Origin of the sequence: Bdellovibrio sp., from assembly GCF_036384735.1 — a bacterium.
Classification (GTDB): domain Bacteria; phylum Bdellovibrionota; class Bdellovibrionia; order Bdellovibrionales; family Bdellovibrionaceae; genus Bdellovibrio.
This window is the reverse complement of the sequence record NZ_DASVLT010000017.1, coordinates 13,928-29,641: the sequence shown is the minus strand read 5'-3', so window position 1 is coordinate 29,641 and position 15,714 is coordinate 13,928. Positions and strand designations below refer to the sequence as shown.

The following is a 15,714-nucleotide window of genomic DNA, read 5'->3' as shown; positions in this document are numbered from 1 at the left end:
AACATGGGGCCAACTCCTGAAGAGATCTCAGAGATTGCGAAGAAAATCGCTTACGCGAAAATCGTTATGCTTGGCGAATCCAGCCATGGCACTCAAGAATACTACGAGTGGAGACGACTGATTTCGCAGGAACTGATATCTAAACACGGGTTCAATTTTATCTCTGTCGAGGGAGATTGGCCGGCATGCTCAGAAGTAAATCACTTTGTGACCTCTTCAAGAAATGGCAACAGTCGATATGCTCTGAAGGATTTTCGTCGTTGGCCTACGTGGATGTGGGCCAATACGGCAGTTGAGGACCTCGTCACATGGATGAAAGAGTACAATTTAACCGAAGGCCTTGAAACTCCTGCGGGGTTTTATGGCCTTGATGTGTATTCTTTATTTGAATCTATCGATCAAGTTTTAAAAATTCTAAGCAAAGTCGATCCAGCAATGGTCATAGAAGCGCGCAAACAATATCTCTGCTTTGATCGTTTTCAAAAAAACGAGAAGAAGTACGCAAAATCTCTTTATTTCTCTGACAGCTGCGAAGAGGAAGTCTTGAGGGTTCTACAAATTCTCTTGCGAGCCCGAGGCCCCGACTGGGAACGTGATCGTCTTTTCGATGCCCAGCAAAATGCGCGCATCGTAAAAAATGCGGAGGATTATTATCGGGCTATGATTCGAGGAAATGATGATTCATGGAACATCCGCGATGCTCATATGATGGAGACCCTGAATCTTCTCTTAGAAAAGTACGGATCTCATTCGAAGGGCATCGTGTGGGCCCATAACACTCACATTGGAGATTATCGGGCGACGACCATGGTCGACGACGGTCAAATCAATATTGGAGGTCTTGCTCGTGAAGAATGGGGCGAAGACAAAGTCGCCTTGTTGGGATTTGGAACTTATGAAGGCACTGTGATCGCATCTCGAGCTTGGGATGGTCCTACGGAAGTGATGCCCGTTCCCGAAGGGCAACCAGAAACCTACGAGGCTCTTTTTCACAGTCTATGTCTGGAGTCAGGAAACGATCACATTTTCCAATGGCTTCAGGATCAACGGCATGACAAGACATTTGCAGAAAGGCGCGGTCACAGAGCCATTGGTGTCGTTTACAACCCCGCTCATGAACGCTACGGGAATTACGTACCTACTTCGCTCGCCAATCGATATGATGGATTTGTTTTTATCGATCGAACGAATGCTCTGACTCCTCTGGCTCAAAAAGAAGATCGCAAGGAATTTCCCGAGGCTTGGCCCGGAGGTTTTTAAACAGTTTCCAACGAGTTCAGATGCTTCAGCCACTTCAATAGCATCGTGTGGACTTTCCTCTTATCTAAAGGCTTAGACAAGAAATCGTCCATTCCACTTGCTAAAGTTTTCTCGCGATCTTCCTTCATGGCGTTCGCCGTCATCGCGATGATTGGAATTTTGTGATTTGCGATTGTCTGACTTTCTCGAATAAATGCTGTCGCCTCATAGCCATCCATCTCGGGCATGTGACAATCCATCAAAATCAAATCGTAGGGACGTGCTTGTAGCGAGTCGATAACCTCTTTACCATTTCCGGCAATGTCAGCCCGAAGGCCAAGATGTTCGAGCATCTTCGCAATAATGATTTGATTGATCTGATTGTCTTCGCCGACAAGAATACGCCATGGTTTTTCTCTTACTGGAAGGTCTTCCATGGGACTCATGTTTTCTGATTGAGTATTTTCTGCCTGGCCTCTGAGCACCCGAACCGTGAACCAAAAATTAGATCCCTTTCCTGGCTCAGACTCGACTCCCATTTGGCCTGACATCTTTTCAACGAGATGCTTACAAATCGAAAGCCCCAACCCCGTACCACCGTATCTTCTCGTAGTAGATACATCGGCTTGTACAAATTCTTGGAACAGATTTTGAACTACATCCTTAGAAATGCCTATGCCCGTATCTTTAATATCAAAGCGAAGTACGACGTTATTCGCGTCTTCAGATACTTGGGTCGCAATAACTTCAATCGAACCTTTTTGTGTAAACTTAATAGCGTTACCGATTAAGTTCATAAAAATCTGGCGCATGCGACCCGGATCACCTTTTATTAGAGGTGTAAATTCGGTTGCGACAGTCATCGAAAGCTGCAAATCTTTCTGTTTCGCAGCAAAGCTAAATGATTTCAAAATGTCTCGCAATGTGCTGATCATATCAAAGTTCACCTGTTCAAACTCCATATGACCGGACTCGATTTTTGAAAAATCCAAGACATCATTCACAAGTCTCAACAGCGAGTCGGCAGATGCCTTCACTCCATTGGCATAATCACGTTGTTCGGATTCAAGCTGCCCGTCAAGCAACAGGCCTGCCATTCCCAAAATGCCATTTAAGGGAGTGCGAATTTCGTGAGACATATTTGCAAGGAAACGCGACTTCGCCTGTGTGGCCTGCTCGGCTTTATCGCGAGAAACAATTAATTCAGCTTTTGCCTTTTCTAGATCGGCAATCACAGCCTTTTTCTCGCTAAATTCATGAGCTTTCCCAAGAGCTCCGGACAAGAAACCTGTTAAAAGTTTCAATGCATTGAACGTCGGCTCATCAAAATAATTCGGCTTCGCTGAATAGTTCTTCAAAACACCAATGATAGATCCCCTGTGCATAAGAGGCACAACAATCATTGAGCGCAATTTCACTTTGCGACAGGCTTCGCGATTGACACGATCATCAGTTTCAGAATCTTTGCAATTCAACGCCCGACCTTGCTCAAGACATAGACCAGAAAAACTTCCGGCTTTTTTAATTCTAAATCCCAGCATGGCATGAGCTGCACCATAAGCATGCGAGTAAACCAATTCGTCACCATCAACAAGTTCAATAATGGCTCCGTCAGAGCCCGTGATGTTCGTTGAAAGTCTGACGACCAAGTCCATAATGGATTTCGGATCCATATCCTCATTCGCGGCAATTTCATTTTGAGTTTCGATAACGATGGAAGATAAAACTTGCTGCTTTTCCAAAACATTTTTCGCATCGCCCAAAGCATATATGGCAAATTCCCGTTCTTTTTGCCTGCGAATCAAAAGAAGTAACAAATAGCCGACAATTAGAATTTCAATGACACTTCCAAAGAAAAGAACGGCCGCTGCTAAGCTAACGATCCGCTCCATCTCGGCACTCAAACTCGAAACCATCTTTCTCTGCTCGTCATCTACGGCTTTAAATAGAGTGCGCAACTCATCCATGTAGAGTTTACCGTCACCTGAATTAACTAGAAGCAATGCGTTCTTTGTTTTTTTTGTGCGTTTCAACTCAATTGTCTTGGCAAGCTCCTTCAACTTATCATTCATCACAACTTCAATGCGATTGATGCGATCATGTTGAGAAGGTTGGCTTGCAAATCTTTCCTCAAGGTCTTTATAGGACTGCGGAATTTCGTTAAGTGCCTGACGATAAGGTGCGAGATAGCTTTCCCGACCTGTCAAAAGATAGCCACGCTGGGAGGTCTCTGCATCCGTCAGCAGGTTTTCTAGAACGACCATTTCGTACGAATTGCTGCGTGCTTGCGCTCGTTTAGTACTGATTTCTTTGATATCTTGAATACTCTTTTGCTGGAAAATGCCGATCGCAATTAGGCCAATTAGACAAAACGCAAAACCTACTGTCATATGTTTACTAAATTTTTCAGAGGTTTTCACTGGGCGCTCCCGACTTAAATTGGACATTATTATGCTAACTCAAGTGACTGAAATGATTTCAGATATTTCCACGAGTAAGGACTAACGTCAGGTGAGGATCAGGAATTTGTTCTATCTGCATTTAGACGTCTCAGCTGTGCTTTCTGATAAGAGGCAAAGTACCCATCAAAAAGGCAGTGAATCAGAGGGTCTTCTAAGACATCCGCCCGTTTAATTTCCTCTTCGACCCGAGGATCAAATTCCATGTCATTAATTCGAATATACATCGAAGACATGGATTCACCTTCCGTCAGGGCTGCGTACATTTTCGTCATTGAAATTTCACTTAGCCATGAGACTGGACCTTGAAAATCCTCTACACATTCGATGTGAGAACTTTGAACTTGATATTTAAATTCCTTTGCAACACCAGTGTGATCATAAAGAATCAGTTTCCAATTTCTTGGCTTTTCAAAATACGAACCTTCCGAAAAATCGAGAGTCCTATAGCGACTCAGTAAATCGACTTGGCAGTATTTTAAGACATCTTGAGCTTGCTCTGATGTCAATGCCGGAAAATGTTTTGCAATCTCTGCAGTTGAAGGAATTTGCACGGAAGGATTGAATTCATAGTCAACGTCCTGACTTCCAATGGGATGCACCCATGAAAGAGGAGCTGCTCGCTTCAACTCTTCTTTCGTCAAATTCCAAGAAGTTGAGGGATTCATGCGAATAACTTCTGATCGAGGCAGCACCTGCCTTACTTGATTTGCAAACCTTTGATAAGAAATCGGAAAATAGAAGCTTCTAAACCACGACCAAGTTTCATGAATGAACTGACAAGAACTTGGCACTATATAACGCGGATTCAAATCTTGAATTTGTTCAATCCATTCAGGCGGCACTTCTAAAGATGCCACTGCCGCACGATGAGGTGATAAGACATCGATTTCACGCATAGTTTGAAAGGGCCACATCACCAAATCCCAAGGGCCCTGCCTTTTTAGAAGATCTAGAGTCTCGTAATCAATCCATGAATCCACCACATTTAGAACATTCAAACCTGCACCTTGAATTTGAAACAAGGAATCTACATCTGCATCCAAGGCTTTCCGTGGGATTACTGTCAGCGAACCGATTCTAACGGGAACATCTAAAGTTAAAGAAAATACTTTCTGAAAGCCCAGTGCCCGAATCAATTCGAACATCTCTTCGAAAACACAAAACATATAGATCGGCGTCTCGCGCTCTAAAAGATTCAAACTTTCCATAGAACAATGATCGTCGTGATAGTGCGAAATAAAAACCGCATCAAACTTCAAAGATTTGATCTCATCTCGATTAAACCGAACATTTGGATAGGCCTGGCAGTTAACACTGAAGGGATTTTCAAAAATTGGATCAAAAGCAATTCGAGTGTCGCCGCACTCGAAAACATAGCCTGCATGAAGAATTCTAGAAATTTTCATTTGATCCATAGCCTAAGATGTAGCAGCTAACATCGTCGCGGGCAACATGAGGAAGACATTGCCAAAATCATCTTAATGCCCCTACACTTTGCATATGGAAAAAACCTTTGTCCTTCCTTTTTTGCACTCAGCCTTTGTAGGTTTCGTAGCCCTTTTCCCGCCGGTGAACCCCCTCAGCTCTGCTTTAATCGTTGAACCATTTTTAAAGCGTCTTAGTTCAGCGGAACGTCTTACTGCTGCTTTAACCATTGCATTTTACTGCTTTTGTCTTTGTACGATTGTCGCGCTGTTTGGTGGATTCTTCTTTAGTTTTTTTGGCATTTCCATTCCTGTCGTACAACTTGCTGGCGGCTTTCTGATTTCAAAGATGGGTTTGGAATCACTCTCCTCGAATAATCAGATCAGCGAAAAAGAAGTCGATAGTCATCCACAGTCAGCCGCAGAAGTGCAACGTCTTCTTTTCTTTCCTCTCGCTTTTCCTACAACTACAGGTGGCGGTACAATTTCGGTTCTGCTGGCGCTGAGTGCAAACAACTTTGGCTCTGGACACGACAGTCACCTGTTCGAACAGGCCGCATTGATTCTCGCCTCATTCTTAATGTGTACACTGGTGTGCATTTGCTACTACTTTGCGCCAAGGATTTTAAACTCATTGAGTGAGCAAGGTCATCAGGTCGTCGACAAGCTTGGTGGCTTTTTGACCTTCTGTGTGGGTTTGCAAATTTTTGTGAACGGAATTCTTGCCGTTGCAAAAAACGTCCAACTTCACTAACCATGCATTTTTGGGATCGTCATTGGCCATTAAAAGATGTGACTTATTTTAACGGCAGCGGATTTTGCCCGGACGATCGTTCGAAAATTGTGACTGCGAAAATCAATTTCAAACAGGCATCGCTTAAAGATATCCATCAGGGAACTAGTGTGGCCGTCACAAGTTCCCTGGCTGCGGGCTTTACCGTAAATGCTCACATGCAGGCAGAGTAAAATGAAAAGCCATTTCAGACAAAGAAATGGCTTTAATCCAACCCGTATTAACCAAGAAACCAACTAGCAGGCCATGCCCGAGTTGTAATTCAGCTCACAGTCCATGATTTGCGTGTCAATATCTATATCTTGCTGACCCTGACCAATATAACCGTGAAGAATACCTTGAAAAGTAGCTTTGCCATTTGAGTAGCTGCAGCTGTCTTTCTCGTCCTCAAATTTCCAACTCACTGGCTTTCCTTCCTCATCAAATGCTTTCACAGTATTTGGAATCGCGACAACAGAGAATGCTCCGTAAGTTTTAGCCTCTTTATTTGCAGAGGTATCCGCGCTTACTGTCACCACACCCAAAGGAGCATCGTTGATTGTTTCACCATAGTTATTCATCTCATCTGGAGTATCCAAAAGGTATTGTTTGCCATCAACAGTGATTTGAATTTTAGGAGCCCACCAGCCAGTACCATTTGAGCGAGCCAAGCTCACTTCGATGACTTGCTTCGAACCAGAATTCTTGGCTGACGTGCAAGTCAATGTATGACCACCCGGGTGAGCCATCGTCACAGTAGATGCTAGCGAAAGAACAAGAATCGCAATAAGTCGTTTCATATTAGATCTCCTTTAAGAAATTAATTTCAATACGACCTATTTCATTTACTTCCTCAAATTTGAAAATTAGAATGATTGAAAGCTTAACTTCTAATTTTTAGATGAATGGTAAGTATTTAAAATTATGGAACTAAATTATTTACGTGTGTTTTACGAAGTCGCCAAAGTTGGAAAATTTTCGGAGGCGGCAAAGAAAACAAATACCAGTCAATCCGCACTCAGCCGTTCGGTGGCTCTGCTTGAAGAAAGTGAAGGCGTTATTCTTTTTGATCGTTCAAAAAATGGCGTAGTTCTTACGCCGAAGGGTCAAGAAGTCTTCTTACTGTGTGAACAGTTGTTCCGCACAGAAAAAGAGATCGAAAATTTATGTCGTGGAGCTCAAGAAAAATGCGAGGGCCCACTGCGCTTCTCTGCCCCGGATCATGTTGTGAACGATTATCTTGTAAAACCTTTGCATGATTTCCGCCGACAGTACCCCGAGGTTGTTCCTAGCATTCGTTCTGGCACTCCGGATGAAATCGTCACTGGTCTGTTGAACACGGATAGCGAATTCGCTTTGCTATTTGCAAAGGTCAATATGCCTCACGTGGAATATAAAAGACTTCAACCGGAAGCGATGGCCTTAGTCTGCCATCCTGATATATGGAAAGAATGCAAGTCCTCGAACCACGATAAAACATTAAAGAAGGTTTTAAAAACATACGGTTACTTGTGCTCAATCGGCGCATTGTTGGAAAGTCGTCCTTCTCGAGTATTGATGGAGCTTTTTGGCGAGTCTCCGAAAGTAGGCCTTGAAATCAACAGTCAAGAGTCACAAAAGCGCTTCTGTCTTGCCGGTGAAGGAGTCGCTTATCTGTCTCGTTTTATGGTAAAGAAGGAAATCGATAAAGGTGATCTTTTTGAGATTCCCGTCGACAATATTCACGAGTTCCACCTTTGGCTGGCCAAACCCAAAGGAAAACAACTGAGCCTGACCTCGAGAATGTTCTTAAAGCATCTTATTCCCGACTTGGAATTTTAGAGTCAGTCGGATTTGCTGCTGGTCTTGCTCTTTACGGCGCAAGGGCCTATTCTATTTTCTATGAAACTAATCTCATGGAATGTGAACGGCCTGCGCTCAGTACATCGTAAAAATTTTCGCGAATGGTTTGAAAATGAAAAGGCAGATGTTGTCTGCCTTCAAGAAATCAAAATTTCTGATGAGGCTATTCAAGAAGATGAAACATTTTATCATCCAGAAAAATATCATTCCTCTTGGGCCTTTGCCGAAAAGGCCGGATATTCGGGCTTAGCACTTTATTCTAAAAAAGAACCTGATGACGTGCGCATCGGTTTGGGCGTTCCAAAATTTGATAGCGAAGGTCGTTGGCTTGAAGCCGACTTTGGCCCGATCACAGTGATCAATAGCTATTTCCCCAATAGCCAACGCGATCATGCTCGTCTGCCATTTAAATTGGAATTCTGTACCGCTGCGGAAAAAAGACTCGAAGCTTTGCGCAAGAAAGGCCGCGAAGTCATCATCTGCGGCGATTTTAATATCGCTCACAAAGAAATCGATCTTAAAAATCCAAAGACCAACACAAAAAACGCGGGCTTTCTTCCGGAAGAACGTGCGTGGATGGATCGCTTTCTTAATAAGCTAGAATGGGTGGACTCATTCCGCAAATTCGAACAGGGACCTGAGCACTACACATGGTGGAGCTATCGTCCCGGAGTTCGCGAGAAGAACGTGGGTTGGCGCTTGGATTATTTCTTAGTGAATAAAGAAGCTTCAGATCGTTTGAAGGCGGCAGTTCACTGTCCTGATGTCATGGGATCTGATCACTGCCCTGTTCGCTTGACTCTGAAAAAATAAATTATCAGTCAGGTTTATAGCCGCTCAAATTCTCAAAGAGCTTGCCGATTTTATGGTAAAGCTCTGCAATGTATTTCTCTGGGTCTTTTCCTGCACGATCTGCCATGTCCTCGATTTTCTCGATGCAACTAATATCGTGACACAAGTAATACGACGTACTGACATTCGCACTCATTGTCACTGAAAGCATATTGATGTCTTCCGAAGTTCCGTATTGATTGCACCAACTGCAAAGACCACCCACCGGCTCACCTGTCGAAGCTGTGCGTTTAAATGCGACTCCGCGAGGCATATCCCAGTTCGGAAGTTTGATCACAAGATATGTATAAACACCTGACGGCTCTTTCCATGCGAAATAAGAGGCGACGTTTAGTGGAAATTTAAGACCTTCGGGAAGGATTAGTTTTTTCTGATCACGCAAACGAAATGCCTGCACTAATTCTTCTTCAGAAGCGATCGAGAAAACATTCTCTTTTTTAAAGTTATTGCTCTGGCTTAACACTGAATAACTCCTCTAAGGAAAAGTTCGAGGACCAAGGGAATAAAACCATTGTATCGAACTTTCGCGCTAATTCAAAATACAAGTGCCATTCAGTAAATAATATGGCAGCCCAATAAATACCACCGCAACACAAGTCTGAATCGAAAATGAATAAACGTAAGTATTGCTTCAAAAATACTCCAATGTGATTCTTAAGGTAGGAGACGCTGTGGGAAAAATTTTAGTTATTTGCAATGTGCTCGCTGCATTTTACTTTGTGGGATGCAAGAACGGTGGATTTTCATCTAGCACCGGTACCAGCGGAGATTCCTCAACCGTTACTGTCAGCGTAAAATCCAATCAAACTATCGGAAGCTGGCCTCACACCATAGATTATTATATTCCTAGCAATGCAACTACGGCCATCGTCTTTCTTCATGGCGGAGGCGGAAAAAAAGAAGGTTTCGCCTATAATCTGGGAATCAAAAGCGACAACACGACATCAACCTATGCCGCATCTAGCGATGCTCAATCTTGGTTAATCAATCAGAAGGTCGTCGCCATTTTTCCGCAAGGTCAGACCTTTGCCGGAAATAATTGGACCTGGAGTAACTACGTTATGACATCCGGAGAAAACGATGTCAGCTTTCTGCAAGATCTTGTCGTGTCGATAAAAAGTGACTCTTCGTTGGGAAACATCACTAAAGTTTACGTAGTTGGGCACTCTAATGGTGGTATGATGGTGAACCGAATGTGGTGTGAATCACCTTCTACGTTCGACGGATATGTATCGTTTGCTGGACCACCGGCTCCGACCCTCAGTGGATGCGCACCTTCTTCTATCAAACCTTATATGATTGTTGTTGGTGACACAGATCAAGTTCTACAGACATCTGGAAATATGGCGGCGACTCAATGGACCATCAAACCGATTCTTGTGGCAGCAGAGCCAACGGCATGGGTAGACACCGTTCCAAAAGTTCTTAACGAAAAAGTTTACTATCCCACTCGTATTGCCACAGCTTGTGGCGAAACCATGGGATCGGGATCAACCTCGGGACAAATTACAACTTGGACAAATTGTAGCGGCACAATAAAGCTTCAAGTGATTGCGCAAACCACAATCAATGGAAGTGTTTCGGGTGGAGACCATTGCCTTGCGACGGCATCTTATCCGTGCAACACCACTCTAACAGGCACAACTGGATTGGATCCGAAAACTGCAGCAGTCGATTTTTTAAAAAGTTTCTGATTATTTTCTGATCAGAATCTCGTTCATCAATGCCCTTCACCTGGGTTGCGCATCTTTCTTAGAACGACCGAGATGGTTTCAGAGTCAATGCCAGCTCTTTTCATCAACGATTTCGCTTTATCAAAATCGTCAGAGTCAATGGCTTCAAAAAAAGCGTCGATCTTTCCAATTTCGGCCATTTTCTCTAAAACCAAAGTGCCTTCAAAATCTTGCTCATCCATTGCAGGCCCTCTCTTGATTTAAACGGTTTTTTCGCCCTTAATTGATTTTTTTATTTTGCGAATCAGTGCTGGAATACCCAACATTAAAACCATGATGATGATCGCAGTCCAGGTTCCATCGCCTAATATATTATTAAGCCAGATCGTTGAAACCATGACGACACCAAAGAAAATCATATCGCCGGTGATCGCGATGGCCCAACCTGTGATAAAATTGTGCCCTTGAGCTAATGCTGCCGCTCGACCTGTCATAGGATCGACACCGAAAGCAATCAATACGAGCAAAAAGGGACCTGGATTATGACCATATGCCGCGATTGTTTTGTTCGTCGTCATCTTCATATTTTCAACAAAGCGCTGAAGAAATTCCGATCGTTTAGCGAAATATCCAAATACTTTCATGCAAGGTTCGAAAACAAATGCCAGACATATATCCGAAAAAAAATAAAGAATGGTCATGGCGACCCAACCAATGCCCTTGCTTTGGGCAAGAACGACGCCGGCAGGGATGCCTCCGCCGATTGGTATGGCGAAAAGCAAAAAGACGTCCAAAGATTTTTTTAATGATCCAAATGAAAGTGCCGCAGCCGATGCATCCATACTCTTTGATATGCAACAAAATCTTCCGGGAATCCAGACAAAAAACAAAGTACGGCGAGCATTCACCAACCATGCCATTATACAGGTTGGTCACAACTTTTCCCAATGCTAAAAAGGTGTCAGGGAGAAAGACCATGGATTATGACCACGTCTATCAAAGTTCAGCGTCTTGTCGCCTTTCTGTCGCTAATTTCTTATTAGATCGTAGCGACAAAATAAAGTCCCGATGGGAAGCACTAGTTTCTGAAAAGAGTTCGAAGATCAATGACCCCCGCTTTCCAGCGATTGCCAATTCTTTGGGAACTTTTCTTAGTGAACTCGCGCTTATTCTAAGGCGACCTGAGTCCGATCCAGAAGTTCTCTCTGAAAATGCGATGTCTAAAATCTATGGCGGACAAAAAGCTGCGGTCGAAGGGTATCCCTTGTCGCGTCTCCTGTGGGAATTCAGCCTCGTGCGCGAGGCTGTTATCAAAGAACTTCAAAGCGAGCTAAATTTAACTCCGGATGTACATTCAGTTATTGACCGAGCCATCGATGCCTCCATGTCATCAGCAGTGACTGAATTCGAAAAAATTCAAAAAAGTAAACTACAAGCGACCCTCGCAAAAGTTGAAGCTAGCAACAAGGCGCTGGATGAATTTGCCTTGATCGCCGCTCACGATCTGAACTCGCCGTTGGCCACTGCAACCGGTATCTTAGAGCTTTTGAATGACAGTCTCGCCTCACACTCAAACCCCGAGGCTTCTGAATATGTCGAAATTATCGACCGAGCACTTACTAGAATGCGAGGCCTCATTACAAGTTTGCTTGAATACGCCCGCTTCGGAAGATCCAGCGGATTCAAAAACGTCGATTTAAACGAATCTCTTTCAGCCTCGTTACAAAACCTTGCTCAGCTTATTAAAACAACAAATTCAAAAATAGAGAGTAGACCTTTACCCAAAGAAGTGAGGGGTGACTTCAATCTACTGTCTTTGGTCTTCCAAAACCTTATCACAAACTCAATCAAATATCGTGGCTCAACAAATCCTAAAATTGAAATTTCCGTTATCGAAGATCCCCAAGTTTGGATAATTTCAGTTAAAGACAATGGGATGGGTTTCGAAGCTAAAGATAAAGAAGAAATTTTCAGTCTCTACAAAAGATTGAAAACCCAAGGCGAGCATCCGGGTGCCGGTATCGGTTTAGCTACTTGTCGAAAAATTATCGAACTTCATGGAGGAAAAATTTGGGCAGAGTCGTCACCAAATGCTGGTTCTACCTTTTATTTTTCCCTACCGAAATCTTCGGCTTCCACAAGCAACTAGAAATAGGGTAATCCGATTTTCAAGTCAGATCAGTCCGCCAAGTCATAGCGATCCAAATTCATCACCTTATTCCAAGCGGCAATGAAGTCGCGCACAAACTTTTCTTTCGCATCGTCGCTTGCATACACCTCGGCAAGAGCCCGAAGTTGTGAATGAGAACCGAATATCAAGTCTGCCGCCGTCGCCGTCCATTTAACTTTTCCCGTTGAACGGTCTTTACCCTCATAGATTTCGGGCTTAGAAGACACGCTCCATTCCGTCGCCATATCTAAAAGGTTCGTAAAGAAGTCATTCGTGAGAACACCGGGTCTGTCTGTTAAAATACCGTGACGCGATTTCTGATAGTTCACATCCAAAGCACGCATTCCACCCACAAGCACCGTCATTTCCGGAGCTGTTAGTTTCAACATGCTCGCACGATCTAGTAATAAAGTTTCTGGGGAAAGACGAGTTCTGCCGCCAACATAATTGCGAAAGCCATCTGCTTTGGGCTCTAGAACTTTGAATGAATGAGTGTCGGTCTGATCTTGCGAAGCATCCGTACGCCCCGGAAAAAAAGGGACAATGAAATCGTGACCTGCTTTTTTCGCGGCGACCTCTATAGCCGCACAACCACCAAGAACAATGATATCTGCTAGCGAAACTTTTTTCCCGCCCGACAAAGATTTATTGAAATCCGCTTGCACCTTTTCAAGAGCTTGCAATGCCCTAGAAAGTTCCGCCGGCTCATTTACTTCCCAATCTTTTTGCGGAGACAAACGAAGGCGACCACCATTTGCTCCGCCGCGCATATCTGTTCCGCGAAATGAGGAGGCAGCAGCCCATGCTGTAGAGATCAATCGAGAATTCTCTATTCCCGAAGTCAAAATTTTTTCTTTCAACGATTTGATATCTTGAGCGTCGATTAATTTATGATCAACTTTTGGAACTGGATCCTGCCACAACTGTTCAGGAGGAATCCATGGTCCCCAATACCGAGACATAGGCCATTTGTGCCATTTCACAAAATCTCATTATGCCGGCAAAACAACTTCTATGTCATCAAGGTCTGCCTGATTCATAATCACTCCAATCTCTGAAATCTTTCCGTTTGCAATCGTGAATGTAAAGACCACACGAGGTCTTTCATCGGCAATCCAAGTTGCACCCGGCTGACCATTGATAAATGCTAGCTGAGCCGCCGTCGCACGACCTTTAAAGACATCCGCAATAGCTGCATTTCCACGCATTTCCTTTTCAAATTGCGGAGCACCTCGGTCTTTGTTCGCTGTAGCAATTTGAACAGCAACAGGATCTGCCCTAAGAACGATGTTTGGATCGAGTAGTTGCAAAAGGCCTTCGAGATTTCCACTGCGAGATGCTGCTAAGAACGCCGAGACAATATGTTGATCCATTTCTTGCTTAGATTCTTTTTTGGCACCACGAATTTTGACACGAGCACGACTGGCAAGCTGTCTAGTCGCTACTTCAGAGCGATCCAGAATATTCGCGATTTCTTCAAATTCAATATCGAATAAATCATGAAGTACGAATGAAACACGCTCAGGTGGAGTCAAAGTCTCTAGGATAATTAGCAACGCTGGCCCCATCGAATTCGCCAAGAGAATTTCTTCTTCAGGACTTTCCGTCGCAAAAGCCTCATCATATTTCTCTGGAATAGGTTCTTCCTTTCTAACTTTGCGTGTGCGAAGCATATCTAGACAAATGCGTGCCACAACAGTTGTTAGCCAGCCTCCAAGATTATCTATATTTTGAGTGTCGGCACGATTGACTCGAATCCAAGCCTCTTGAACGGCATCGTCAGCTTCCCCTTTGGAACCAAGTAAGCGAAAGGCCACGCCTTCTAAACGACTGCGACTTTCTTCAAATTTTTTTACTAGCCAATCATTTCCGCTCATTTTCCAACCTCATCTGTCACACATTTAAAACTTCATTCGTCATATAGATGACGGATGAGGAAATAAAGTTGTGACAATAAATATATTGTCCCCGCCAAAAATCCGTAAGTCATTGATTAAAGGAGAGTAATATGAAGTTCGCCCTGTTAATTTATCAAGGTTCTACACCAGTCCCAGGCTCTACAAAATGGAATGAATTGTCAGAGACGGAGCAAAAGGCCATTTACGCAGACTACGGAAAAATCAATAACACACCAGGAGTAAAGCCAGGAATGCCCTTGGGGTCACCGACAGCAGCAAAGACAGTACGCTTATTGGATGGAAATGTACAAGTTAAAGATGGCACTTACTTAAACGAAGGAGTTGCTGGTTGTTTCGAATTTGAAGCAGAGAATATCGAGGCCGCAATTGCTCTCGCGTCTCAAATTCCCGCCGCAAGATTAGGTGGCGCTATCGAAGTAAGACCTATCGAAAAATATTGGTAAAGGAGACCTGAGCTTCAATGATTTGCCTCGGGCTCAAATGTCCCCTTCATTTCAAATCGGATAGATGCGGCGCAAATCAGTGATTTCTTTTTTTTATGATAGTACGCTTTCTAAGTTCGAGACGTTTAACTATCCATTTAGAAAGAGAACATCATGAACAGTATATTTTGTGCTTTTTTAATTCTTTGTTCATTTTCATCAGCATTCGCGGCAGCGAGCTCTGCCGTTGATGCTGCAATCGCAAACCCTTCACGACCCACAGATGATAAAAGTGCAGATGAGCGTCGTCACCCGCGCGATCTTCTCGAATTTTCACAAATTAAAGCAGGTGATACTGTCGTTGATGTGATTCCCGGCAAAGGCTATTTCACTCGTCTGTTTATTAATCTTGTGGGACCTCAAGGTCATGTCGTGGCATACGTGCCAAAAGAAATCGAAAATGCCCCGTTCAAACCTGTGGAGTTTGCCAAAAAAGCCGTTGAAGGTGCAAAGAATGCGGAGGTCAAAGTGACTCCCCTTCTGGAAGCCCCCGCACAAAATGTTGATGCTGTTTGGATTTCGCAAAACTATCACGATCTTCACCTTAAAAGTTTTATCAAGGCAGATGTAGCTGCCTACAACAGACTTCTTTTCAAAATGATTAAGCCTGGCGGCCATTTGATTATAGTGGATCACGTTGCTAATGCTGGAACTAAGGATTCTGATATAGAGAAGCTTCACCGCATTGATCCGCAAACTGTGAAAAAAGAAATTCTAGCTGCTGGTTTTGTCTTGGAAGCTGAGTCGAAAACTTTGGAAAGAAAAGAAGATCACAAGTTGAATGTCTTTGATCCGGCCATTCGCGGAAAGACAGATCAGTTTGCCTTCCGCTTTGTGAAGCCTAAGAAGTAGTTATTTTATCAATCAACTCCAGGCTGC

The 15,714-nt window shown here is 43.6% G+C and carries 17 protein-coding genes and 1 pseudogene; 10 read left to right on the top strand and 8 right to left on the bottom strand.

What is annotated here, in order from left to right; translation table 11 throughout:
* The first annotated feature begins 3 nt into the window (after positions 1-3).
* Positions 4-1,260 carry an erythromycin esterase family protein gene (locus VF412_RS05595; RefSeq protein WP_331338231.1) on the top strand — a complete coding sequence of 419 codons (1,257 nt, stop codon included), beginning with the start codon at positions 4-6 and terminating at the stop codon, positions 1,258-1,260.
* Here the strand turns inward: VF412_RS05595 and VF412_RS05590 are convergent.
* Positions 1,257-3,659: a CHASE3 domain-containing protein gene (locus VF412_RS05590; RefSeq protein ID WP_331338230.1), complete on the bottom strand. Its 2,403-nt coding sequence runs from the start codon at positions 3,657-3,659 to the stop codon at positions 1,257-1,259. The two genes, VF412_RS05595 and VF412_RS05590, sit on opposite strands and share 4 nt — an antisense overlap.
* Before the next feature lie 98 nt (positions 3,660-3,757).
* On the bottom strand, positions 3,758-5,107 hold the full coding sequence (locus tag VF412_RS05585) for an MBL fold metallo-hydrolase (protein ID WP_331338229.1): 1,350 nt from the start codon (positions 5,105-5,107) through the stop codon (positions 3,758-3,760).
* A 94-nt stretch (positions 5,108-5,201) separates the two neighbouring features.
* Here VF412_RS05585 and VF412_RS05580 point away from each other — a divergent pair, with 94 nt between their 5' ends.
* Both VF412_RS05580 and VF412_RS05575 read left to right on the top strand, forming a co-directional pair.
* Entirely contained in the window at positions 5,202-5,879 is a 678-nt protein-coding gene (locus VF412_RS05580) for a MarC family protein (RefSeq protein ID WP_331338228.1), read from the top strand.
* Between the two features lie 2 nt (positions 5,880-5,881).
* Positions 5,882-6,091, top strand: a complete 210-nt coding sequence (locus tag VF412_RS05575; protein ID WP_331338227.1) for a hypothetical protein — start codon at positions 5,882-5,884, stop codon at positions 6,089-6,091.
* A gap of 63 nt (positions 6,092-6,154) precedes the next feature.
* On the opposite strand, the gene VF412_RS05570 is transcribed toward VF412_RS05575, so the two are convergent.
* Complete coding sequence (locus VF412_RS05570) at positions 6,155-6,697, bottom strand: hypothetical protein (protein ID WP_331338226.1); 543 nt, start codon at positions 6,695-6,697, stop codon at positions 6,155-6,157.
* A gap of 124 nt (positions 6,698-6,821) precedes the next feature.
* Between VF412_RS05570 and VF412_RS05565 the strand changes: the two genes are divergently transcribed.
* Complete coding sequence (locus VF412_RS05565) at positions 6,822-7,718, top strand: LysR family transcriptional regulator (protein ID WP_331338225.1); 897 nt, start codon at positions 6,822-6,824, stop codon at positions 7,716-7,718.
* Positions 7,719-7,778: 60 nt separating this feature from the next.
* Positions 7,779-8,552, top strand: coding sequence for an exodeoxyribonuclease III (locus VF412_RS05560; protein WP_331338224.1), 774 nt, complete (start codon positions 7,779-7,781; stop codon positions 8,550-8,552).
* 4 nt (positions 8,553-8,556) lie between these two features.
* Here the strand turns inward: VF412_RS05560 and VF412_RS05555 are convergent, their stop codons facing one another.
* Complete coding sequence (locus VF412_RS05555; protein ID WP_331338223.1) at positions 8,557-9,054, bottom strand: FBP domain-containing protein; 498 nt, start codon at positions 9,052-9,054, stop codon at positions 8,557-8,559.
* Between the two features lie 208 nt (positions 9,055-9,262).
* Here VF412_RS05555 and VF412_RS05550 point away from each other — a divergent pair, with 208 nt between their 5' ends.
* On the top strand, positions 9,263-10,285 hold the full coding sequence (locus VF412_RS05550; protein ID WP_331338222.1) for a hypothetical protein: 1,023 nt from the start codon (positions 9,263-9,265) through the stop codon (positions 10,283-10,285).
* A 26-nt stretch (positions 10,286-10,311) separates the two neighbouring features.
* Here VF412_RS05550 and VF412_RS05545 read toward each other — a convergent pair whose 3' ends face one another.
* Complete coding sequence (locus VF412_RS05545; protein WP_331338221.1) at positions 10,312-10,506, bottom strand: hypothetical protein; 195 nt, start codon at positions 10,504-10,506, stop codon at positions 10,312-10,314.
* An 18-nt stretch (positions 10,507-10,524) separates the two neighbouring features.
* Positions 10,525-10,842: a hypothetical protein gene (locus VF412_RS05540; protein WP_331338220.1), complete on the bottom strand. Its 318-nt coding sequence runs from the start codon at positions 10,840-10,842 to the stop codon at positions 10,525-10,527.
* Positions 10,843-10,963: 121 nt separating this feature from the next.
* Between VF412_RS05540 and VF412_RS05535 the strand changes: the two genes are divergently transcribed.
* Both VF412_RS05535 and VF412_RS05530 read left to right on the top strand, forming a co-directional pair.
* Positions 10,964-11,218, top strand: a complete 255-nt coding sequence (locus VF412_RS05535) for a hypothetical protein (protein ID WP_331338219.1) — start codon at positions 10,964-10,966, stop codon at positions 11,216-11,218.
* Between the two features lie 22 nt (positions 11,219-11,240).
* Positions 11,241-12,413 carry a sensor histidine kinase gene (locus tag VF412_RS05530; RefSeq protein ID WP_331338218.1) on the top strand — a complete coding sequence of 391 codons (1,173 nt, stop codon included), beginning with the start codon at positions 11,241-11,243 and terminating at the stop codon, positions 12,411-12,413.
* Between the two features lie 29 nt (positions 12,414-12,442).
* Here the strand turns inward: VF412_RS05530 and VF412_RS05525 are convergent.
* A pseudogene (locus tag VF412_RS05525) lies at positions 12,443-13,399 on the bottom strand (peroxidase family protein); the annotation flags it as partial.
* Positions 13,400-13,426: 27 nt separating this feature from the next.
* Complete coding sequence (locus VF412_RS05520; RefSeq protein ID WP_331338216.1) at positions 13,427-14,311, bottom strand: sigma-70 family RNA polymerase sigma factor; 885 nt, start codon at positions 14,309-14,311, stop codon at positions 13,427-13,429.
* 131 nt (positions 14,312-14,442) lie between these two features.
* On the opposite strand from VF412_RS05520, the gene VF412_RS05515 reads away from it, so the two are divergent.
* Positions 14,443-14,796: a hypothetical protein gene (locus VF412_RS05515; protein ID WP_331338215.1), complete on the top strand. Its 354-nt coding sequence runs from the start codon at positions 14,443-14,445 to the stop codon at positions 14,794-14,796.
* A 153-nt stretch (positions 14,797-14,949) separates the two neighbouring features.
* Positions 14,950-15,687: a hypothetical protein gene (locus VF412_RS05510; RefSeq protein WP_331338214.1), complete on the top strand. Its 738-nt coding sequence runs from the start codon at positions 14,950-14,952 to the stop codon at positions 15,685-15,687.
* Positions 15,688-15,714 lie beyond the last annotated feature (27 nt).